This window comes from Aeoliella sp. (assembly GCF_965227375.1).
Taxonomy (GTDB): domain Bacteria; phylum Planctomycetota; class Planctomycetia; order Pirellulales; family Lacipirellulaceae; genus Aeoliella.
Genome location: NZ_CBDDFX010000002.1, coordinates 1 through 22485 on the forward strand (window position 1 = coordinate 1; position 22485 = coordinate 22485).

Consider the following 22485-nt stretch of genomic DNA (forward strand, 5'->3'; position numbering starts at 1 on the left):
GGGAGTCGCGGGATTGGGCAAGGTATCGCCAGGAGCCTGGGCGTGCAGGGAGCGGAAGTTTGCATCATTGCGCGCGGACCAGAGGAGTTGGCAGCCACCAAGCACCAGATCGAGCAACTTGGGGCCATCTGTCATACGGTGAACGCCGATCTGGCGACTACCGACGGCGCAAAATCAGCGGTCGACCAGGTGCTGTCGATCTCCCCTCATTGGAGTATTCTGGCGAACTGCGCCGGCAACCCGCCAGGTCCGACACTCCTCGATATGGACGTCGACTACTGGGACAGGACTTTCGCCCTCCATTGTCGCGCGCCGTTTCTAATTGCTCAGGCGCTCGTGCCAGAGATGATCAATGGTGGTGGGGGCAACATCCTCAACATCTCGTCGGCTGCCTCGCTCGTCGCCTGCAACGGCCACGGCGCCTACGGGCCTGCCAAGAGTGGCCTGAACATGCTCACTCGGGAAATGGCACTAGAATGGGGAAAGCACAACATCAAGGCCAACGCGATCTGCCCAACCGCTGTAATGACACAGATGGGCCAGAAGGTATGGGGCAGCCATCCATTACAGGCGGAGTGGTTGATGGCCAAGATCCCTGCCGGGCGGTTCGCCCAGGTGTCAGACGTTGTCGAATTGGCGATGTTCCTGCTCGGGCCCAGCAACACGTTCGTCAACGGCGTGATCATTCCCTGTGATGGCGGACTACTTGCCGGATATGCCGATGGTCCCCCTGCGGACGGCTAGACCTCGAAATCAATCCGTCCGATTCGCCCCATCGATCCGCTTTAGCTCCTCCTCCGAAAACCCCATCTCGGCCAGTATGCCCACGATAAACTCGGTCTTGCCATCCACGTACGCGTCGATGTCATGCGGAAACTGCTTGGACAATGCCTTCTTGAGCTTGCCATACGCGGTCGCCGCCTCGGGATGGCCGCGCAGGTAATCCCGCAGCGCCAGGTGATTTCGCAGGCCCAAGCTTCCCTGCGGGCAGACATACAAATGGTGTGGCGGGAGGTCCGCGGGTGGCTGGAAGGCTTCGCGCCCCTCGATGCCGAGGTCGCCCAGGTGCTCGTATCCCAGGCAGGCGAGCGCATCGATCGCCTGCGGCAATTCGGCGTAGCTCGGCACGACGATGCTCAGGTCGATAATCGGCTTGGCGGCCAGACCTGGGACCGAAGTACTGCCGATGTGTTCGATGGAGAGTGCAAACGGTGCGACCACTGCCGACACATGCTCGCGGAGCGACTCAAACACCGCCGGCCAAGTGGGATCGTAGTCGACGACGACAATCTTGCTCATGGGGCGTCCCTGCGCGTGAACGACTAAGGTGCGACCGCTTCGAATGTGTACCAAGTCATGCCGCCGGCGGGGACAGTGACTTCGAGGGTCACTCGATGGCGATCGTCCATGGAGAGTTCAATCGGCTGATCGTCTGCGCCGCGAGCCACTACCCGGTCGGCGAGTCCCGTGTAGTAGAGGTTCGGCGTAAGCTCGCGCGTGACTACGTGATTGAGCGGATTGTAGACGCACAGCATGCCGGGGGTTTCCAGGTTTGGATTGACGTGCAACACCCAATCGAGGTCACGCCCATCGGCACGGCGGCCGTGAATGATATCCGACTCGAGGATGTCGCGATGCTGCTTGAACCAGTCGACTTGTTGTTCGACGAGTTCCTTGGTTTCCGCGCTGTCGAATAGTCGTGGGCCGCGGTAGTGAGCTTGAACTCCCATTCCCAGGTTCGACTGCATCATCCGCCGGTAGTGGTCTTGATGCTCGTCGAGCGGTTCGATCGTGGCCGCGGCTCCGCCGCCGTGGTATTGCGAGAGCGGTATGAACATCCAGCCCATGCTGGGTGTTTTGGTCCAAGTGCCATCGTAGATGTTTTGCCGCGTGTGAATCACCTGATGGGCGCGGGGCAGCGACCAGTTGACCTCGCGGTAGCCCATGCCGCATTTGTTGGTGCCATTGAGATAGTAGAAGTCAGGAGCGTTGATGTAGATGCCCATGCCGCGCAGGTCGCGATAGAGTTGGGCCGTGTGAAGCCACTGCACCCAGCGTGAGTCCTGCAAACCTTGCTGCAGCGGAGGGCGCGACGTGATGTCCACATCGCCGGGGTAGGGGCCGTCGTTCTCGAATTGGTCGAAGCCGGTCTCCTTGTAAAAGCTGCGCATGGTCGCGAGCCACTGTTGCCCCCACGGCGAAGTAACCGCGGGACACTGCCCGTGCGTAGGGCGCTGGCCCTCGGGCGAGACGATCATGTCAGCGCCAGCCACGCCGCGCGAGGAGAACAGCGAGTAGCACCCCAGTTCGATGCCTTGTTGCTCGGCGTACTCGGCCACCTTTCGCCAGGTCTGCAGGAACTGGGGATCGCGATTCTCCATGTTAAAGCCGCTGCCGAACGAAAGGATGATCGCCTCGAACCCCACGGCGGCCGCATCGTCGATTGCCTGGCGCACTCGCCCGGCATCGTTGCTCAGCAGGTGATGGGTGATTGGGTTCTCGGTGACCCACGGCGCGAGCGTGCGATAGAAACGCCGCAGTGCGAGGCCCCGTCGCTCACGGTTGCCGTCGTCGTACACCAGTTCGAACACGCGAAACGAATCAAGTTGCTCGCCAGGAGCCACCTTCTGTGCCGGACCATAGGTTGGCTCGACCACCAGCAGGCAGGGGGTCTGGTTCAGGTAGTTTACCTGCGTGCTGTACAGCGGGTCGGTCCGCCAATGCACCACGTGCCGATTGGCGTTCGCCGGGTTGAAACCGCCGAATGCGAAGTCGGTCTCCACATGCAAGTAGTCCGGCTCCGGGATGTCGACCCCTTCGCGGGTCTCGACCCAGTTCGTCTGTTCGACCAGCGCCAGCTCTTCGGTGACGAAGCGGTCGACGAGAACCTCGCGGTCGCTGTTGTTCTGCACGGTGATCCATTTGCTGAAGGCCGGCAGGCCGTCGTAGAGTTCGTAGTGAACACTGACCTGTAGTTTTTGCTCATCGGTGGGCAGGCGGTAGTCGAAGCGCACGTACACGCCCGCTGGCGGCCATTGGACGTTCGGCGCGTGGTGGCGGCGCTGTTTCCAGGCGAATCGTTCTGCCGGCTTGCCCACCTCCACGTTTGTCAGGCGCATCGCCTTGGGATCCGCCTGCATTTCGGCGATCCACTCGTCGGTCAGGTAGGCGTGGTTCGGCTGACCCACAAGCCCTCCGACGTCGTAGCCGACTCCATCGATGGTCACCTTCGCTTCGGGACGCACCGACCGCAGCAGTGCTTGTCCGGTCATCAGGTTGTCCAATGCAACGCAGGCGCAGTTGGGCTGGAGTTTCCAGACTCGCTTTACGAGTCCGTTTTGCATGGTGAGTGTCTGAGCGTCACCAGCGACCTCCGCCTTGTAGGGCGAAGCGTCGAGCAGGAAGTCCCGTGGTCGAAGGTCCTGACCGCAACTAGGGTTGGCGAGCAGGCAAAGTAGAACTGCCTGAAGCAGACAGGGTGTGGGGAACCGTTGGATACGGGAGGAGTTGTTCATGAGGGTTTGTTCGCGAGTGGCTCTGATTCGTTTAAGTCTTAACCTCTAACTCTGCCCGGTCTGCCGCCCCTCTTCCGGTACCTCCAGCCACAGCGCGTGGAGCGACAGGTTCACGTCGAGCAGGAAGCACACCAGGCAGGCGATGAGCGACAGCAGGCACAGTGTGAAGATGGCAATGATCAGTATCGCGATCGGCAGCTTGAATAGCGCACCGACAAACAGGCCGATGATCATCACGGCGGTTAGCAGTACACTAAACACTCCCAACGCGATGCCGGTCCGCACCAGCCGCGCGCGTCGTGAGAGGATGCGGATCTGCTCGAGGATCCGCTGCTTGGTCTCGCTGGCGGTGGTTTCGAGCAGCGGAGTAAGCTGCCGCGCGCGGTCGACAACACGACCCAAGCGATTGGTCATGCTCAACAGAATAAGCCCGACGCCCGATATCAGGATTACCGGGCCAATGGCCAGTTGCAGGATGGGAACGAGCTCTTCAAGCGTCATGTAAGCGGCGGGGTAGGGGGCGGGGGAACCTGAATAGGAAGTAGGAGTATAGTACTTCTGTCCCGTGAGTTCCACGAATATCAGGTTGCGGTACGCTAATTGCGGAATCGACTCGTCTCGTTTCCGTTTCTTTACCAATTACCCAGTTCATGCAATGAGAACTTACGCCTGCCAATGTGGCACTCCATTGTTCTTTGGCAACCGCCGGTGCGTCGAGTGTGAACTTCACGCCGGGTGGTGTGACGTGTGCGCGACGACCGCGGCGGTCTCGGTTGAGGGCACATGCCTGAATTGCGATACAAACGTAGTCGCGTGCACTAATCGTACCACCTACGACGTCTGCAACTGCTTCGTGGATGCCGCCACGGCTGCAGACGGGGCGTTGTGCCGCAGCTGCCAGATGACCACCGTGGCGCCCGACCCTAGCGTCCATGGAAACCTGCGGCGCTGGCAGTTACTGGAGGCCGCCAAGCGACGACTGTTGTACGACTTGCGTACAGTCGGGTATCCCGACGACCAGCTGACCGCTTCGCCGCCGCTCACGTTCCGTTTCCTGTCCGACACGCCGGAAAAGCACGTCGTGACGGGGCACGCCGACGGAGTGATCACGATCAACACCGCCGAAGCCGATCCCGTGCATCGCGAGTCGACTCGGCAGCAGTTTGGCGAGCCTCACCGCACGTTGATCGGGCACATGCGGCACGAAACAGGGCATTTCTTCTGGATGCGCGAGATTGTTGGCCACCGCACTGCCGACGCTACGCAATTGTTCGGTGACGCCGACGCGTTGCCGTACGCCGAGACTATGAAACAGTACTACGACCAAGGACCACCTGAGGATTGGAACGAGCGCTACATCAGCACGTACGCGTCGTCGCATCCGTGGGAAGACTTCGCCGAGACCTACGCGTTCTACCTCGACATGCGAGCGGTGCTCGATACTTTGCGGTGGAATGCTCCCCACCTGGTGGCCGACCTCGGTGACGATCTACCAGCGATGCTGTTGAGTTACTGTCAGGCCGGAATCGTGCTTAACGAGATCAACCGCACCATGGGCCTGACGGATCTGGTGCCCGAAGTGGTTCCGCCGCCGGTCGTGGCGAAGCTGCAATTCGTTCACGACGTATTCGAGAAGCCGTGAATCGGTCGCGAGCAAGATTCTCTCGAATTCGCCGCCACAGACGCTACACGCCCGTGCGGCACGCACAAGCCGGACATCTCGGCGATGGTGGGATCTCCCTTCTGCAAACCAAGCTCGGCGCCCGGCAGCCCCACCTTCGACAGTCCCGTACGGATCGGCATCTGCCCGGTCAAGAACGACGAACGGCCTGCGGTGCAGCTTTGCTGAACGCGACAGCCACTAGAATAAGTCTCGTTACTCGGAAGCAGGCGGAGTGGAGAACACTCGCTTCCAGTCGTTCTTCATGTCGACCACTGTCCAGCCACGCTCGGGGGCTTCTTTCAGGGCCGCGACCAGTTTGCCGCTGCTCTTGGGGTGGGCGTCGTACTTGTATTCGCGCACCCCGTCGGTGTGGTGCACAATCAAGCCGAAGCTCGGCCGCGGGTTGCTGATGGTGGTGTACTCCAGCATCTCCTTGTCGCCATCGCTGTTGCCGAAACACGCGATTGGGCGGCGGCCGATAAACTCGTGAATGCCGACCGGCTTTCCCGCCTTGTCGTCGACGAACAGCTGGTCCATGGTCTTGATCAGCACGGGCCCGCTGGGACGGAGTTCGTACTTGGTGCGAGTGCAAGTGCCCACCACCTGCTGGGGCACGATGCCGTACACGCGCTCGCTGAACACGCGCATGAAGTCGGCCCCGCCGCCGGAAACGATGAACGTCTTGAAGCCGTTCGCCCTCATGTAAGCCAGCACTTCTTGCATGGGCTGGTAGGTGAGCTGATCGTAGTGCCGCTTGAAGCGGGGATGCTCGGCCGTGGCGAACCAGTCCTTGACCTCTTGGTCGAACTCGGTGGTGGTCATGCCGGCGTGCGTAAGGGCGGCAATCTTCAGCAGCCCATCATGATGTGGCCCGGCCAGCAGCTTCTCGAAGTCGCCAGCGAGCGCCGCGGCGATCATCGGCTCGTCCTTGAGTTCCGGCTTCTCTGTTACCTTCTTTTTCACCATGTCCAGCGCAAAGGCCAACTGGAACGGCATCGGATCCTCCGGCCACAGCGTGCCGTCGTTGTCGAACACAGCGATCCGCTCCTCGGGCGGCACGTAGTCGGGCGAGCCTTCCTCGGTTACCTTCTCCACAAAAGCGACGATCGCTGCTTTGCTGGCGGTGTCGTTCCAAGAGGGCAGGGGGTCGGAGGCGCGGGCGACTACCGATGCAGTGAGCATCAAGGCCAACGTAGTCAGTGCAATAGAACGCATCATGGTGATTTCTCCAGCAGGCAGGCAGCGGCAGTGAAATTGGTAACGCGCGTGAAGCCTATTCTTTGGGTTTATTCGATTGGAACAAGTGCTTCAAGAAATCGAACAGCCACGCGCCAGTGATCATTCCCAAAACATAGGTCATCACGATGACCAGGAACTTCGGCACCGCCATCTTCCAGGACAGGAACTTGACGTCGATCACTTCGAGGTTTTGCACCGCAAAGGTGATCATGGCCACCAGGGCCAGGATGGCGAATGCGCCTTTGATGTAACGCATGGGAAATCTCCAGGTTTTGGCCACGCGAGCTTGAAAGCCGCCAGCGTCGCGGTTGGTGGACAAAGAATTTTCCCCCACCTGGCGGAAAAAGAGGAGCACCGCCCGGCGCTGCAACTACAGAAAATGTACCCTATGCCCGATCGGTTGGGAATCACTTCCGCCGTTTTCACGTGCTGCGGTGGTCGCTTTGCAGCGGGTGTGGGACTTGGTGTCGACTCCGCTGAGCAGGCGGCAGCGCCAGAATGGGTTGCTAGCAGCAAGTTCGCCTGGAGCTTCGCTCGCGAAATCGCGGAAAAACTACTGCGTCTGTCCCTCCAAGTGTACTTCAGCTGTAGCGGTTCGCCCCACATCACCGATGCAGACTGAGTGAACATGCGCCCGCAGCATGTGGATCCGGGGGGAATCCAATGTTTCATAGAAGCCTACTTGCGTTACTCTTCGGGTTGCTCTGCGCGTCGACTGTGCTTGCCGACGATGTGCCATCCAGCGCGCAGTCGTCGCCGTGGTCTCCGTATCCGATGGTCCCGGAAAGCGAGTTCGTCAGCGGAAGTTCGTCGGTGTGGATCTACGACGAGCAGTTCCAGCCCGTCGCGATGCAAGAGAGTTGCTGCGACACGTTGGTGGGCTGCGGCGATAGTTTTGCAGACGGTTGTGGCGACAACATCGGCAGCGGGCGCAAGAGTCCTCTCGATCGCTGCATCCCAAGGTCGCACTTGCCACTGCCGCTGTGTAAGGACATAGCAGGCGACAGAGCGGAGAAGCTGCTGCCGCCGCTGGGCACCAGCTACGTGTTTACCAGTCTCGATCGAAACGTTGCCGTGAGCGACGTTCGTTTGAGCTTTGGTGCGAACCTCCCTGTCTCGGTCGATCGCGTGGAGGTGCCGACCACCACGTTCCACGCGGTCTCGCATGTGTCGCGAATCGACCTGTGGGTCTTTCCCTGCGTGAACGTCTACGGCATCGTTGGTCATACGCAGACTAAGGGCGACGTTGCTGTCGAGGTGGATGCCTTCCCGCTCCCCACTTCTGGCCCTGTGTTGATCCGCGCGCCGGTCAATCTGTATGGCCCCACCGCCGGCTTTGGCGTCACCTCCGTGGTTGGCGGGGATTGCTGGTTTGCCAGTTTGGACGTAAACAAGACATGGACTACCTTTAACCGGCTCGACTCCTCGCTCACCGCCCTGGTGATTACTCCTCGCGTGGGCATGATCATCGAGAGCCGGTTCTTCAATGGCGAAGTGCACGTTGGCGCCATGTATCAGGACACGGCGCAGACGGTCGAACTGACGATCGACCACGCCATCTTGGGCAACGACCTGAACGTGCGGGTCGATCAGTTCGAGCCCAACCCGTGGAACTTCCTAGTGGGAACGATGTGGGCGCTGGACGAACGAGTCCAGGTGATTCTCGAAGGTGGCATGGGTGGCCGCAGTTACGTGATCACAGGCCTGACGCTTCGGTATTGAGCACCGCGGCTCGCTCCGGAAAATCACTGTATCGACCGCGATGACGCTGCGAATTCTAGCAGAAAAAATGGACGGTATCAGGCGAAGGAGTCGTCAACGCCGCGCGGGAACAACTATACTTGAAGGAGAGCCTGACCTGGATTGGACAACTTCTGAAAGCACACGACGATGGCGAAGATTGGCCTGGCACTCTCCGGCGGTGGTTTCCGCGCCACGCTTTTCCATTTGGGAATCCTCCGCTTCCTGAAAGATATCGACCTGCTCAAGCAGGTTACCGACATTGCTTCGGTTTCTGGCGGTAGTATTCTGGCCGCCCACCTGACGCTCCATTGGGACCGCTACACCGGCAGCGACGAAGAGTTCGACGAAGCGGTGAGCGAGGTGGTAAATTTCGTGCAGTTCGACGTTCGCAACCACGTGGTGCGGCGCATGCCCCTGCTGTATCCAGCAAGGGTGCTGGCGCGACTCACGCGTCGTTCACCTCGAAACCTCACTCCCAACGCCATGCTGGAGAAGTGCTACGAGCAGTACCTGTACGGCGACCGCTGCCTGTACGAACTGCCAGAAGCTCCCTTGCTTCACATCTTGGCCACCAACGTGAGCAACGGGGGCCTGTCGGTGTTCAATCGCAAAGGCTTGTTTGTTCAGCAGCGGAGCGAAGAGGGAAACGCTCAGTTCAGCTACGTGCCCGGGCGGATGGCGCGAATCCCCCGCGTGGTTGGCGCGTCGTCGGCGTTCCCTGGGTTCTTCCCGCCGGTAGAGTTCACGGCGGCCGACCTGGGCGTGCACGAAGGCGAATTTGCCTCGGAGTACTTCACCGACGGCGGTGTGTACGACAACTTGGGCATCCGGGCCTTTTCCTGGCTCAAGCAAACTGGCAATGAATTCGACGAAGTCTACGTCAGCGATGCCGGCAAGCCATTTCAGATTCTCACCGACCAGACGCTGGGCTTTGTCGGGCAGTCGGTTCGCGCATCCGACATCCTGTGGGATCGTGTATGGCAATTGGAACGAGAGAACTTCGGCAAGCAGCCCGACTTTGCCTTCATTCCGATCGCCGAAACCGTGGAACACGACGAGCATCCCACGCTCCCGCCGGTGGTGCAGGCGGAGGTGCAGACCATTCGTACCGACCTCGACTGCTTCAGCGACGAGGAGATCAATGCACTGGCGCAGCACGGTTATGAAGTCGCGAGGAAGATCTATCGCCAGTCGCATCCAGACGCCGAAGTGACCGGTTTGCCAGGCGAACGCTGGGCGCCGGTACCGGACAAGATACTGCCCGCCCCGGACGCCGCGCCCACGCACTCCGTCGGCGCTGCTTCGCCCATCACCGCCATGGCGCGGCGGTTGCGCCACTCCAGTGCGCGGCGCGTGTGGTCGACGCTGTTGAACCCGCGCGACTGGACCAGCTACTTGTACGTCGCGCTGGCCATTTTCATCCTGGGCTATCTGCCCTTGCAGGTGTACCAACTCTACAAGAAGTCGCAGGTCCAAGGGCAAGTGATCGATTCGATAGCCAGTGGCAATCCCGACATTCGTGACATTCTGGAACTGCTCGACGACAAGCCGTTAGCCGACTGGCAACCAATACAAGTCAAAGAGATCGACCAACCCAGCGAGGCTGACACGTCTGGAGTGGAGATTCTCGACTACAGTCGCATTATCGACCTCAGGCATTGGCGGCCAGAAGCAAAGGACCCGGCCGACCAGGGAGCGGTCTACGTCAAGGACCGGATCATGTTGATTCTTCCGGAGGATAGCAATGCTTCAACCGAGCGTGGAGCCCGGGTCATGTTCAGCTTTCCTTCCTTGTTCGACGACGTGGAGTTCCAGCAGCCCGAGCAGCGGTTTCAGGCCGAATTTCGTAGGCTATCCAAGCCAACCTCCGACTACGGTGTCGATCGATGGTATTACGAAATTGAGTACGACTTAAAGGGCTTGCCACGCGGCGAACCGGCCACCATCACGTTGGAAATGATGGCTCGCATTCCGACGCCTGTTTCCCGCGCCCCGTTCATCACCCGCTTCAAAACCGACTTGGTGACCGTTTGGATGCTCTTCCCCGAGGATCGACCCTACCAGAACTACGAATTGGTTACCTATCCAGCCAACAAGAGCGAAGCACCGACGGTCATGAATTCGCGGTACGAAATCCAGCATCCCTACGGCTCGCTCATCGGCTGGTCGGTGGTGAATCCCGAGATCGGCCAGGTCTACGAGTGCCGCTGGACGAACGAACCTTAGCCAGACAACTCAAAAGCTCCAGCGGAACTGCCCGTGGTAACCCGCGCCTTCGTTGTCTGCCAGCGACGCATAGATGGTTTCGCGCCAGGTAACTTCGAAACCAACTCTCAACGTCTTGTTCACGTCCCACAGTAGGTTGGCGAAGTACGTCTCGTTTCGCAGCCGTCCGAGGTCGACTGGGTCGGTGGAAACGTCGTTGTCCTGCGGATCGTCGATTCCGTAACCCATGTGCGAGTGCACGCACGGCGTCAAGTAAACGTAGCCCTCGAAGAAGCCGCCCGTCGATCGGATCGACTCAAACGTCGTGCGATTCACGTTCTGCAGAATGGCAGCGTTGTACGTGCCGAGACCTTGACCGCTGTAGAACTCGCCTGCAAAGCCGAACGTGTCGTTGATGCGCCAGCGGATGTCGGTTCCCACGCCCCACACGTCGGCTACCACCTGCGGATCAGCGGTAGCCGGGGTGGTGCGCATTTGCCCCACGATCCCGGAGAAGCCAACCTCGAAGGGTCGCACCGCCGCTGCGCTCGGTGTGCCCAGAGCCAGCGCGATACGGCCTTCGACATTAGGCCAGCCGTTGTCTTCGCTCAGGCCGAACGTTGGGTCGATGGTCGTCGGCACCGGCTCGCTGAGCGCCGCTTGCAGCGTCCATTGCACGTCGCTGCTCGGATTGAAATAGCGCTCCATCCGGACCTGTCCACGAAAAGCGTTGCCCGAGTTACCCGATCCACACAGCGCCGAGAACGGCAAGATGGTGGGTGCCCCAGGATTGAACACATCGAACTGCAGGCCCGCCGCGAACCGCCAGCGATCGTTCTTCATTTCACCGTAGGCTAACATCGGAAGAAAGCCATATTTGTCCGCGATCACGTTGTCGTTGTAGAAGATCGCCAACATCTGGCCACCGGTTTGCCAGCCACACCATTGCGGTCCGGTGAACGCAGCGCCAATCGAGCTTTGCCTGCCGTGCAAGTCGAAGGTATTCTGGTCACGCCCCAGGATCGGCCCGGGCGCCAGAAAGTAGGGAGTGCCAGGCGCCACCGGACGGCGCCCGCTGAACAGCATGTCGGCGACCAGAGTTCCGAAGACGTTTACGTTGTAGTACGGGTTCAGTGTCGAAACGTGCGTGCACTCAAGACAGGGCGCCTCGGGCGTGGGACAACAGCAGGAGTAGCATCCCCAACAACCACAACACCCGCAGCCGCAAGCGTCGCAGCACCCAAAGCCGCTGCCGCATCCCATACCGCCGCAGTCGACGTTCTCGCCCCAACTGCACTCCGTGGCGAGCCAACTGCTGTCGGTCGCCAGCCGCTGCTCGATGGCCAGCTGCGCCGCCTCTCGCTGCGTGTCGCGCTCGCGGAGGAACTTCAGCTCCGCCTGAATGGAGTCCAGCTCAGCGCGCGGGACCGCCACTAAATCCTGGGCGTCCGTCTGCGCTAGCACCGGCGTGGCGGCCAGCAGAAGACAAGTTACCAGTAGGCGCCGCGTGATTGTCGAGCGATCCATCGCTTAACCATTCTTCTCAAGTAGTAATGCATATCCCTTGCTACGCGGTGCATCGGAGCCGAAACACCTGTTGCAACCAGCGCATTAAGGCAATTCGGCCAGACTTCACAGCGACCTGACGATCTTGTCGCAATGTCCGGTTGTGTCGACCGCAGGCTTTTGTTGACCGTCAAAGTCGACCAGCTGCCAAGGACACTGACAATGCGTTCAACTTTGATCTCCAGGAATAGCTAGCGGTTTGGCATTTACGTATTGCTGCATGCGCGATAGGGCCACCAACCGACCCTCGCAAGCAACCCATGTTGCAGAGATTTCCCGAAGGCGCACGAAAAAACCCCTTCGAATGAAGGGGTTTGAAAGCGACGCGGACGGGACTCGAACCCGCAACCACTGGATCGACAGGCCCGGCTATTTGTTGCTCGCGTATTTCACAAACTTTTCATCCCTAAAATTCAAGGGTAAGATTCACCGGCAATTACCGAGCGGTTTGCGTCTACCTGACCGTTTACCTGACCGCTCACACTGAATCAGCCAGCGGGCTTGATCACCCGCGTCGCCAACCAGGGTGGCCGCATCCTTTCCGGCCATCCTGGCGGCGGGCTGCTTGGAAAGGAAATACCCATGTCTGAGGTCGACACGACCGATCGCCCACTGTGGTGGGATCCGTACCTGGACGAATGCGTGCACTTTCTGGAAAGCGCTTATCCCTGGGGCAGGCCCCTCGGCGGGACCTTCGAGAGAATAGACAACGAGCCCAATCTCCTGGCGGGGCTTAAACTTCTCTGGGCCGAGGAGACACTCGCTCGGTTCGAGCGTGACCAGCGAGTGCTACCGCAGGCGGAGTATGAAATCTGCACCTTCCTGCTAATGTTCTATGCCGATCACGTTGGCATCTACGCACCGCACATCCATCAAGCCTACCTCGCACTGACAATCGAGGAACGCGACGAAGATGGCGAAATATGGGAGATTCCGAACTCCAGCTTTGATGAACGGGAGTGCCATCGGTTGTGGTCTCTCGCATGCGGCGAGATCGATCGAATTGCTGCGGCCGCCCATGGCAGAGTCAATGCCCCGCATCGGCGCAAGGCAGGTCGACCAAAGGACGGAATTGTGGCCGATCGCCGCGATCGCGTCGCCAGTCTCTATGACAGTGGAACTCGATCGCCTAGAGTGATTGCTGAGCAGTTGGGCATCGGGGCCGATACCGTATCGTCCGACCTCTATACTCTCAGGCAGGAGGGACGAATCGTCTGATTTCTGAATGATCTATTATTTCAGACTCCTTCCATCTCGAGAATATCCTCAGATTCTCAAGAATCTCTCGCCGCTTTTCTGGGCAGATTTCGCAATAAATCGCGACGCATTCCCCTGCAGATTCTGAATTAATCATTATTTCAGAAATCGCGTGGTTCGATGGGTGAAGGTTTCAAACACTTCATCCAACGGACTACACAAACAATGTCCAAGCAATTGCCCAGGGAAATCCATCCGGAAGTTCTCTATCGATCTTCCGAGCTAACCCGTTTCGGACTCTCACACGTCACGCGCTGGCGGTTGAAGCGGGACCATGGAATCAGCCTCAAGGGTATTCGTTCCGGTGGCAGCGTGTTCTACGAAGGCAGCGAGATCATCCGCGTGCTGAAGGAACGCGCTGCGTTGACGGCGGGGGCCCAGTCCTAACGAGTGCCTGGCCAAAGAGACCACCAGAGAGGTGGGTTAATTGATGCGGGGCCGTCGCCGGCAAGCTCGACCCCGCATCGAAATCCGAAAGGCAAGAACAATGATAACACATGCTGCACCGAAACCAAGGCGATTTGAGGGGTCGAAGAAAAAGGAACAGGTAGCCCCTGGCGCTCTTCGGGGTCCGATCACTTGGTTCGTTGACGTCGACAATCCCCGGCTCGAGATCGGACATTGTCGAATCGTTCTCACGTGCCCCTACTGCGATGCAAAGAACGTACACGGCTGGAGGCTGAATGGAGAAGTCCGAACGGAACGCAGGATTGCTCATTGCGGTTGCGAAAGCTACTTGGTTCGGCCAGCAGTCGAAGGCGAGCCACTCTTCCACCTGCACCAATTCGCAGCGGAACAGCGGTTGGAGCGAAAGTGTCGGCGGAGGGCAGGCCGGTGAACTCCGCGACATCGACAACAATGCTAGACGCCGCGCTGGAGTTAGCAGAACTGGGCTACTCCGCGTTTCCAGTAAAGCCCGGCCGCAAAGAGCCTGCCACGTTGCGCGGCTGTAAGGATGCCACCACGAGTGAGCAGATGATCCGAATGCGGTGGCACCAGACTCCCAACGCCAACGTTGGCATGTCGACCGAGGGCCTACTGGTGGTCGACATCGACGGCGCGGACAATCCGCTGATGAGCGACGCCGAGAAGATGCTCGATCTGAGCGTGGCGCCGTTCTCAGAGACACCTCGCGGCGGACGTCACTACTTCTTTCAAGCTCCACCTGGCAAGTGGAAGAACTCCTCGAGCAAGTTGGCACCCAACGTCGACACCCGCGCCGATGGTGGCTACGTGCTGGTGGCTCCAAGTCGCGTGGTCGATGCTGCAAAAGCAATCGATGGCGAATATCGCTGGCTGCAACCGTTGGACGTTCCACCCGACAAACTGCCGTTGCCGCCGACATGGGTGGTCGACGGGCTGCGGAAGAAAGAGAAGAAGCAGAAGCAAAACTCGCCGGGCGGGCAAAACGGTTACACCGAAACTACGGCTGACATCGCCAAAGCCGTAAAAGCGATGGCTCAAAGCACTGCCAACATGGAGGATGGCAACGACGGATCCAAGCGGCTGTTTACTGCAGCGTGTCGCGCGGTGGAGCTCGATCTGTCAGATCAGGCCGCCCTAACAGCTATTCGCAAGCACGCTGAATCGCGGCCGTTCCCGAAGTGCTGGACGGATGCCGAAATCCTACAGCGAGTGCGTGACGCCGAGCAGTCTGTGCCGCGTGGCAGCAGGGTCGAGATCAGCAACGGGGCCACCATCGAGGTTAAAGGTGAGGATGGCGAGATCACAACTATCACGGTCCCCAAGACCATGAGGGAAGTGCTGACCGATGTTCTCCGCATCTCGAAAGGATGGCCGCGGCGAATGTCCGGCGCGTTGTTCATTGACGACAAGCAACACGGTATTGGGTGGCTCGAAAAGACACCTGAGGTATTCGGCTGGCTGTCAAACTTCGGCCTAGTAAACTGGCACGATCGAAAACAGAAGTTTGTGCGGCAGTCGGAGTTCGTAGCCGAGTTACGGCGGACGGCGCAGTCGTATGAAGCTGTCGAACTACTGCCACACGAACCATCGATCGCCAACATCTACTATCGGAGAGCCACTCCGCCAGAGGGCGATGGAAGCCACCTGCGCAAGTTGCTAGACTTCTTCCGCCCTGAAACAACTGTAGACCGCGACCTGATCGAAGCGGCGTTTCTGACCCCATTCTGGGGAGGGCCACCCGGATCCCGACCAGCCATTGTGGTGACGTCTCGCGACGGTCGAGGCGCTGGCAAGTCGAAGTTGGCTGAGGCTATAAGCTTCCTCGCCGGCGGGTTCATCGACGTTTCTACCGGCGAAGATATTGGCACGCTCAAGCAGCGGTTTCTGTCGCCCGAGGGGCTGACCAGGCGGGTGGCCATCATCGACAACGTGAAGTCGCTGAAGTTCAGCTGGGCAGAGCTCGAGGCCCTGATCACCACGCCCATCATCAGTGGCAAAGCCCTCTACATCGGCGAGATGCAACGCCCGAACCTGATCACCTGGATGATGACTCTGAACGGTGTGAGTCTCGCAACCGACCTGGCCCAACGCGCCATCATCATCAATCTGGTGAAGGGCAAGAACGATGGCACGTGGTATGAGCGGCTGATCCAGTACATCGATCACCACCGCGAGTCCATCATCGGCGACATCATCGGCCGAATGCGAAGCGAACCGCACCCGTTGCCCCAGTACACCCGCTGGGCAGCTTGGGAAAAGGACGTTCTATCTCGGCTCGCCGAACCTGGAGAGGCCCAGCGAGTGATTGCCGAGCGGCAAGGGGAGGCCGACTGCGAAGCGGATGAAGCGGGCATCATCGAGGATTTCTTCGCCCAGCAGATCGCCCGTTGCGGGCAGAATCCCAAAGGGGGGCAGTACCGGCTCCCCGTGTCGCTGGTGGCCACGTGGTACGCCTGGGCGACAAACGACAAGGCCAAGACAGCTGCAGTATCGAAGCGGCTCAAACAGATGGCAGATGAGGGGGCAATGAAACGGTTGGCTCCAGATCCCAGCAGGACGCACGGCAGATGTTTCGTGTGGACCGGTCCCGGCGCCGACGTCATCCGCGATCCGATCGACAACTGGTTCACATCGAGATCGAGCGACAACGTATATCGCCAAGCTGGGGAGGATGTCCATGACTAGGCAAGCTAAATGCCCGACATCTAGGACACCTAGGACGGTTGGTGCGCATTGTTCATCGCACAAGGCCTTAGACACCGTCACTGTGTGTGTACGGCGCACAATAGGCGCGAACCGTCCTACCCGTCCCAACTGGCAGCTAAGGTACTTCTGAAAAACTGAGCGCCGCTCGGTTTCCCGCCGCATCGCCCGAAGCCCCCACACACTCCATCCGTCCCATTTAAGCCTCAATTCACGATGCCTGAGAAGAGAATCAGTTGGGCGGAGCAGCCCTACGTGTTCGGAATTCGCACCGCGTGTCCAAGGTGTGGCGTATTCGCATACGACAAAAAACACACGAAGACGTTTGCCGACGCCACGCTGCGCCGGCAGGTGATCTGCCGCGGTTGCGGCCAGCGTTACAACTTGGTGCTCGAACCAAAAAGACAAAGTTCCCCGTTCCGGGGAGATTGAGATTTCCGCGTGGTCTATTGGATGCAACAAATCCCTCACCGGAGCACCTAACCCGATGCTTGACTATCTGAACGACAAATGGCGCCAGGCCGCCGAGTTCGTCTTCCCTCCGCCAAAGAAGATCGATGCCGATGGAAATCTCTTAGAGCAGGACGACGACGATTCGATTCGCCAGATGCTCAACGTAATGTGGCGGAAAGAGAATAGCCACGATGCCGATTTCGATCGCGGATCCGCGAGGGAACTCTTTGAAAAGGCCGGCATCACATCGGAATTGATTATTGCGAACCTGCGGAGGATCGACACGCGACACGAACGCCACTCGCTTCTCAAGCAACAGGCCGATTTCGAGAAGGCACACGAAAGAGAGATCGCAGACCAACAAGCAAGACGGGTTCGCCTCCAGAACTACATCGCAAGGATGCAAACGGAAATTGCTGAAGGTGACCTTCGGATTCGCGACCTCGAAGGCAAGCTGGAGCGGTGCGTGGCCGCGAAGTCTGACCAATATTCCGATGGCCACGAATCACGCGAGTCGCGTCAACTCGGTGAAGAGATTCAACGCCTGCTGCCTCAAATCCGTCAACTACGAATTGCGCTAAAAGAGGAAGAGGACATCGAGCATGATCCCCCAAACGCCTGGCCAAGAATGGAACAGCGCCCAGCAGCCTTGGCCCGTGCTGTTCGCTATGAGCTTGCCAGGAAGAACGTCGGTAGGTCCAAGGAAAAAACGGCCGAACTTAAGAGCATACTGGCCGCTGCCCAAAAGCGATGCAAACTTCTCGAGCGACAACTCATAGGCGTCGAAAAAAGGCGACAGGATCTCGCGCGACGGCAAGAGGAGTTAGCTCCCCAGCGCTTGCTGCCAGAGAACTTTGTCATCATCAAGAAAATCCAACCGACTAACGACGAACGCATGAAGGAAGACGCGAAAAGCTTCGGCTTTGGCCCCAATGATCCAGGCTACCGCATCACCACCGGTCGATAGCATGTCCCAGCTAGCCAGCATAAACCGCGAACGAGATCAATGGTCCGCCGCACTGGGCGTTTCCGTCGACGCCCCGGCTGTGGAGGTCTGCCAGGCGTTCGAGCAATTTGCTCACAAGCTGGCGCCGCAGGACCTGGCCGGCTGGCCGATGTATTGCTTGGCTGTTTCATCGCTTCCTGACGACTACGCCAAGGCTGCGCGATTCCGCGGCGGTTGGCACAATGCGCGAAGTTACTTCAGCGTCTCCCGCCACCTGCCCCGCGACGCCGGTTATGGACCTTGTCTATTCGTGAACGATTTATTGTCGCATGAGTTGGCCTTGCAGTTAGTCACCGGCGCCCAGACGGCTTTGGCCCGCCGCGGAGAAATCGAAACGATCGATGAGCTCCTCCAGTACGTCCAATGGCGAAGGCCTATCGAGTTCCTATGCCGGGTACTAACGCACGAACTAGGTCATGCCATCGAGTATCTAGTCGATGGCGAGTTCGAGTGCATGAAGGCCGTTCACGACCGTTTGCCAATAGCAAGGGCCAACCTCACGCGAAATCAAGACGCGTATCTCGCCGCCGATGCCGCCACCGAAACAAGCCGACCAGAACCACCACCGCCGCAGGTAGACGCCCACGGGCTGCGGTTCACGAGAATCATGGCCCACCTGCAGTATCGACTTTCCATGCTGGGTGTTGATGCCGTTGCGCATGACGTTGCCGGCGAGCGCTTCAATCAGCGCCACTTCGCGGCGTGCGAAGTGGCGCTGGGCAATGAGCCATACAAGTATATCGACCAGAGCTTCGAGTCCATTCTAGCACTTCCGTTCCCACCTGAGTTTGCCGCTTGCCAACTGAAAACCCGCAGTGCGGCGGATGCTGACGCCGCACTAGCCCGCGCCTGACCCTGGTCGGCAGGCGCGGGCACCTTTCACCAAACACCGGAGCAAGATCATGTCCGACAATCAGATCGCACGAAACGTGCTGCAATCGGCCGAAGCGATCAACTCACGCGACATTGCAAACTGGCTGCTGCCCCGCCTGACCGATGACGAACTCGCCACGTTAAGCACCAGTTCTGCGCCGCCAGCCGATCAAGTCAACAGCATCGCCGCGGCCGTGCTGCGTCGCGCCGCCGACCAAATCGATCCACCTGCGTAGCGCGGTTCCTCCATCGCTGCGCTGCCGAGCCCGTGCCGTCGTTATTGTTGCTGAGTCGCGGCGGTGCGGGCGTTTACACCACCACCAAACTACCGGAGCCTAACACATGGCCACTTTCAAAGATCTCAACGGCAACGAGTGGAACCTCGCCGTCACCCCGATCTCCGCGATGAAAGTCCGCGAGCAGTGCGACCCCGCGTTCTTGTCGGGCGACTTCGGCCAGCGCTCCGACAACACTTTCGACAGATTGCGAGCCGATGCCGTGTTGTTGTGTCGAGTTCTCTACGTTCTCACTGAGGCACAACGCAAAGAGCGTGGCATCAGCGAGCAGGACTTCTACTTGGGCGTGTTGGGCGGAGTGATCGACGAAGCCACCGCCGCTCTCTGCGAGGCCATCGTTGCATTCGTTCCCAAGCGACAAAAAGAGCTGGTCCGGGCTGTCCAGAAGCAACACGCGCTCGAGGACGAAGCGCTCGCCAAAGCAACCGAGAAGCTGAACGATCCCGACCTGGTTGCTGAGTTGAAACAACGAATCGATGACCAGGTCGACGCTGCCATGAAGAACGTGGCCGCTACACAGCAGCCAACGGCCGCAGAGTAAATCAACATCCAATTGCAACTTCGGGAGCTTAGCCCACCATGGGAGGCGACATCAAAGCCGGCGCCGCATACGTCGAACTGATGCTGCGCGACATGAAGTTCTTGAAGGGGTTGAAGGCTGCTGGAGCCCGCTTGGCAAAGTTCGCCAAGGTGGCTGCAGCCGCCGGGGCTGCGATGGCGGCGGCCGCTGCTGGTGGTGTCGCTGTTGCGGTCAAGCAGTTCACTGCCATGGGCTCGGAAGTTCACCGCATGGCCACTCGGATCGGCACCTCGGTCGAGAGCCTCAGCGCGCTTGAACACGCTGCAAAAAAAACCGGCACACCCGTTGACCGGTTGCACGAAGGCTTAGCCGAATTGACGCAACGGCTCGGCGAAGCGTCTGCGACCGGTAGCGGCTCGGCTGCCGAGCAACTCGAGCGGCTTGGCCTCTCAGCTAAGGAGCTGCAGAAACTCGCCCCCGAAGCTGCGCTTGGTAAGATTGCCGACGCGGTGAACGCACTGCCTAACAAGTCCGACCAACTGTTCGCGTTCGATGAACTTATGGGTGGCGACTCGCGCGAATTGTTGGGTTTGTTGTCGCAGGGATCCGCTGGTATCGCCGCCCTGACTAGCGAAGCCAAAGACCTTGGCCTGGTGATGAGTGGCGACGCCGCTGCCGGCGCCGCGAGATTGCAGGAAGCATTCTCTACAGTCGTCAGCCAAATCAAAATGATTGTATTCGAAATTGGCGGCGCGTTCGCCCCGGTGATCGAAGCAGTGATTCCGAAGATTCAGCAGTTTGCCACGACCGTCATCACATACATCAGGTCGGCGGGTAGTGTCGTCACGAGCACGTGGAACACGGTCTACCAGGCCACAGCTCCAGTGGTCGGTGCCTACCTCACAACTATCACCGACGTGTTCATGGGTATCTGGGACATCACCAAAGAGGTGTTCACCAGCATCGGCAACATCGTCAATTCAGTCTGGACTAACATCACCGGCAGCACTGGTGGTTTCATGCAGTGGTTGCAAGAGTCCATCATTGGCGGTCTATCGGTGATCTCGTTCTCGTTCAAGAACTGGAAGTTACTACTCACGCGCACGATAGTTGGCGTGGAACTGGGTGTCGTGCGATTTGCCAACCAAGTCAAGTACTTCTTCGGCGAAGTGATACCATCGGTGCTCAGCTGGCTCTGGGAGAACTGGTACGACATTTGGAAGACGATCGGCGATTGGGTTGGCACCGTGGCCAGCAACATCTGGAAGAATCTCCAGAATCTCTGGAAGTCCATCCAGGGGTTGTTCAGCGGCGAGGGATGGACATTCGAGTGGACCAACCTGACAGAAGGTTTCGAAAGCTCAATCAAAAAGCTACCGGAGATCGCCGAGCGGGAATTGGGGCCATTGGAAAGAAGGCTGGCAAAGGAAGTCGACGACATCGGCACAGAGATCAACAAAAAATGGGCCGAGCACCAAAAGGAGTTCGCGGCAACATCTAAAGCGTGGGTACCCGATGACCTGCTTGTCGGCGGTAAGGTTGGAGGCAAGGCCGCCGCTCAAGTCAATAGTTTCATGGAAGGAGGTAACCCGGCGGCTGCTAATCTGCAATCCGCCAAGAATGAGATCTTCAGCACCTTCAGCGCGGCGGCAGCAGCTGCTCAAGGGCGAGGTGGCAAAAACGAAGTGGTCGATAAGCTGGACAAGGTCCAACAGGAAAACAAAAAGCTACTCGAAAACATCGAGAAGGCCATCAATCGTCAAGAGGGACTATTGCTGGCATGACACCCGACGAACTCAAGTCCAACCTGCTTGAAGCGATCGCCGATTACAAGCGGCTCAATGAGCGCCTCGAGTCCGAACTCGCCGGTCTGGCACTGGTAGCCGAACAGCTGGAGCGGATGCAGGCGTCGCTGTCGAACACCCGCCAGTCCGTCGTGGCGGCGATCGAGCGGGTCGCCGCTACCGAGGCCGCCTGGTGCGATTGGCTCGAAATGTACTGTGGGCAAGACGAAGGCGACTGGTGGCGTGAAGGCAGCGAGCCCCCGGAGTACGAATAACCCAAGCAACCAAGAGGGCAAACCATGAGTGAATATCTCGAAACTGCATTTACCGGACCCGGCCTGACCGAGGTTTTTGAAGCCCGCAGCGATACAGGCGCCCTTGTCAATGTTCATATCGCGTTGTCGGACGCAGGCAGTTCGACGGGGTTGTACACCCTAATGCGGTATCACCCGTTTGGCTGGCGCCGACACTCCACCAGGTTCCCTCAACTAAGCTGCGAGGGAATTGACGCTGCCACGTTCGAGCTACCTGTCGGCTACTACGCACTGCAGACCGACGACGAAACCGGGGCCGTTGCCGTGAGTGTCGATGGCGACGTCAGGCTCGACGTGAGCGAAGAGAAGAGAATCCTGACCGGGACCGGGACCAAACTTGGCCCGCCACCGTTTGGAAGCTGGCCGAACGAGTCGTGAGCCCGAAGAGCCCAGTCCGTTCGCAGGTGCTGTCGACGGAGTTTCAATGAATCCCATCCCCTCCGAACTCCAGCCCGGCGACGAGGTCGCTGTTGAAACCGACCACGGCATCGTCATGAAGATCCGCGGCCGCGAAGTGTGGTACCGCTCCCTGGACGATGGCCAAGTCCGACGTACCGTGCTCGGCCAGTGCACCTGGTTGCCGCCGTCGGAGCACCGCGAGGCGACCCAAGAGGCAATACGGGACAGCTGGGGCGACCGCGAGCAGCAGTCGCGCGTGGTTCAGCCCAATCCTCAGGTGGACATTGGCCAAGCGTTGGCGCTGGGTGCGGTGTCGGAGGAAGGCGAGTATTCAGGTTCGTGAATCACGATACGAAAAGCCCTAGAAAAATAGAGTGGGCTGATTCAGGGTGTCGATTCGTCATCCCCCCTGGTGGGGTGTTTGGCGGGCAAAGGTAGCTGTTTGACAACTCGGTAAACATAGCCTCACCGGTCAGGCAGCAACCGCGGTGGGGCCCCATTGGGGTAGAAAGCCAAACAAAGC

The 22485-nt window shown here is 59.2% G+C and carries 22 protein-coding genes; 16 read left to right on the forward strand and 6 right to left on the reverse strand.

The annotated features are described in order from the left end of the window. Nucleotides 1–744, forward strand: a 744-nt coding sequence (locus ACQK2L_RS12985; RefSeq protein WP_425397442.1) for an SDR family NAD(P)-dependent oxidoreductase, incomplete at its 5' end; no start/stop codon positions are given. 9 nt (nt 745–753) lie between these two features. Here the strand turns inward: ACQK2L_RS12985 and ACQK2L_RS12990 are convergent. The 3 genes from ACQK2L_RS12990 to ACQK2L_RS13000 are packed head-to-tail and all read right to left on the reverse strand — an operon-like array spanning nt 754 to nt 4154. Continuing rightward, the gene (locus tag ACQK2L_RS12990; protein ID WP_425397443.1) at nt 754–1299 is read right to left on the reverse strand and encodes a GrpB family protein; all 546 of its coding nucleotides are present in this window, start codon (nt 1297–1299) and stop codon (nt 754–756) included. A gap of 23 nt (nt 1300–1322) precedes the next feature. After that, nucleotides 1323–3515 carry a hypothetical protein gene (locus ACQK2L_RS12995; RefSeq protein WP_425397444.1) on the reverse strand — a complete coding sequence of 731 codons (2193 nt, stop codon included), beginning with the start codon at nt 3513–3515 and terminating at the stop codon, nt 1323–1325. A gap of 45 nt (nt 3516–3560) precedes the next feature. Then, nucleotides 3561–4154 (reverse strand): DUF2721 domain-containing protein, encoded by a 594-nt coding sequence (locus ACQK2L_RS13000; protein ID WP_425397445.1) that lies wholly within the window; start codon nt 4152–4154, stop codon nt 3561–3563. A gap of 16 nt (nt 4155–4170) precedes the next feature. Here ACQK2L_RS13000 and ACQK2L_RS13005 point away from each other — a divergent pair, with 16 nt between their 5' ends. Then, a complete protein-coding gene (locus ACQK2L_RS13005) occupies nt 4171–5157 on the forward strand; it encodes a putative zinc-binding metallopeptidase (protein WP_425397446.1) in 987 nt (328 codons plus the stop codon). Nucleotides 5158–5391: 234 nt separating this feature from the next. Here ACQK2L_RS13005 and ACQK2L_RS13010 read toward each other — a convergent pair whose 3' ends face one another. Together ACQK2L_RS13010 and ACQK2L_RS13015 are read right to left on the reverse strand one after the other, a co-directional pair. Then, entirely contained in the window at nt 5392–6396 is a 1005-nt protein-coding gene (locus ACQK2L_RS13010) for an HAD family hydrolase (protein ID WP_425397447.1), read from the reverse strand. A 55-nt stretch (nt 6397–6451) separates the two neighbouring features. After that, nucleotides 6452–6673, reverse strand: coding sequence for a hypothetical protein (locus ACQK2L_RS13015; RefSeq protein WP_425397448.1), 222 nt, complete (start codon nt 6671–6673; stop codon nt 6452–6454). 132 nt (nt 6674–6805) lie between these two features. Between ACQK2L_RS13015 and ACQK2L_RS13020 the strand changes: the two genes are divergently transcribed. The 3 genes from ACQK2L_RS13020 to ACQK2L_RS13030 all read left to right on the forward strand — a co-directional run bounded on the left by ACQK2L_RS13020 (nt 6806) and on the right by ACQK2L_RS13030 (nt 10386). Continuing rightward, nucleotides 6806–7039: a hypothetical protein gene (locus ACQK2L_RS13020; RefSeq protein ID WP_425397449.1), complete on the forward strand. Its 234-nt coding sequence runs from the start codon at nt 6806–6808 to the stop codon at nt 7037–7039. A gap of 41 nt (nt 7040–7080) precedes the next feature. After that, nucleotides 7081–8139: a hypothetical protein gene (locus ACQK2L_RS13025; RefSeq protein WP_425397450.1), complete on the forward strand. Its 1059-nt coding sequence runs from the start codon at nt 7081–7083 to the stop codon at nt 8137–8139. Nucleotides 8140–8307: 168 nt separating this feature from the next. Next, on the forward strand, nt 8308–10386 hold the full coding sequence (locus ACQK2L_RS13030) for a patatin-like phospholipase family protein (protein WP_425397451.1): 2079 nt from the start codon (nt 8308–8310) through the stop codon (nt 10384–10386). A gap of 9 nt (nt 10387–10395) precedes the next feature. Here the strand turns inward: ACQK2L_RS13030 and ACQK2L_RS13035 are convergent, their stop codons facing one another. After that, the gene (locus ACQK2L_RS13035) at nt 10396–11892 is read right to left on the reverse strand and encodes a hypothetical protein (RefSeq protein WP_425397452.1); all 1497 of its coding nucleotides are present in this window, start codon (nt 11890–11892) and stop codon (nt 10396–10398) included. Nucleotides 11893–12513: 621 nt separating this feature from the next. On the opposite strand from ACQK2L_RS13035, the gene ACQK2L_RS13040 reads away from it, so the two are divergent. The 11 genes from ACQK2L_RS13040 to ACQK2L_RS13090 all read left to right on the forward strand — a co-directional run bounded on the left by ACQK2L_RS13040 (nt 12514) and on the right by ACQK2L_RS13090 (nt 22305). Then, the gene (locus ACQK2L_RS13040; RefSeq protein WP_425397453.1) at nt 12514–13149 is read left to right on the forward strand and encodes a hypothetical protein; all 636 of its coding nucleotides are present in this window, start codon (nt 12514–12516) and stop codon (nt 13147–13149) included. Nucleotides 13150–13353: 204 nt separating this feature from the next. After that, nucleotides 13354–13575: a hypothetical protein gene (locus ACQK2L_RS13045; protein WP_425397454.1), complete on the forward strand. Its 222-nt coding sequence runs from the start codon at nt 13354–13356 to the stop codon at nt 13573–13575. A gap of 471 nt (nt 13576–14046) precedes the next feature. After that, nucleotides 14047–16299, forward strand: coding sequence for a bifunctional DNA primase/polymerase (locus ACQK2L_RS13050; protein WP_425397455.1), 2253 nt, complete (start codon nt 14047–14049; stop codon nt 16297–16299). A gap of 625 nt (nt 16300–16924) precedes the next feature. Further along, a complete protein-coding gene (locus ACQK2L_RS13055) occupies nt 16925–17737 on the forward strand; it encodes a hypothetical protein (RefSeq protein WP_425397456.1) in 813 nt (270 codons plus the stop codon). Between the two features lies 1 nt (nt 17738). Further along, nucleotides 17739–18629: a hypothetical protein gene (locus tag ACQK2L_RS13060; RefSeq protein ID WP_425397457.1), complete on the forward strand. Its 891-nt coding sequence runs from the start codon at nt 17739–17741 to the stop codon at nt 18627–18629. Nucleotides 18630–18678: 49 nt separating this feature from the next. Continuing rightward, on the forward strand, nt 18679–18885 hold the full coding sequence (locus ACQK2L_RS13065) for a hypothetical protein (RefSeq protein WP_425397458.1): 207 nt from the start codon (nt 18679–18681) through the stop codon (nt 18883–18885). A gap of 106 nt (nt 18886–18991) precedes the next feature. Continuing rightward, a complete protein-coding gene (locus ACQK2L_RS13070) occupies nt 18992–19486 on the forward strand; it encodes a hypothetical protein (protein WP_425397459.1) in 495 nt (164 codons plus the stop codon). A 38-nt stretch (nt 19487–19524) separates the two neighbouring features. Then, complete coding sequence (locus ACQK2L_RS13075) at nt 19525–21249, forward strand: hypothetical protein (protein ID WP_425397460.1); 1725 nt, start codon at nt 19525–19527, stop codon at nt 21247–21249. Further along, on the forward strand, nt 21246–21524 hold the full coding sequence (locus ACQK2L_RS13080; RefSeq protein ID WP_425397461.1) for a hypothetical protein: 279 nt from the start codon (nt 21246–21248) through the stop codon (nt 21522–21524). The genes ACQK2L_RS13075 and ACQK2L_RS13080 overlap by 4 nt, the downstream gene beginning before the upstream one ends. A 24-nt stretch (nt 21525–21548) precedes the next feature. Next, nucleotides 21549–21941, forward strand: a complete 393-nt coding sequence (locus ACQK2L_RS13085) for a hypothetical protein (RefSeq protein ID WP_425397462.1) — start codon at nt 21549–21551, stop codon at nt 21939–21941. 46 nt (nt 21942–21987) lie between these two features. Beyond that, nucleotides 21988–22305, forward strand: coding sequence for a hypothetical protein (locus tag ACQK2L_RS13090; protein WP_425397463.1), 318 nt, complete (start codon nt 21988–21990; stop codon nt 22303–22305). Nucleotides 22306–22485 lie beyond the last annotated feature (180 nt).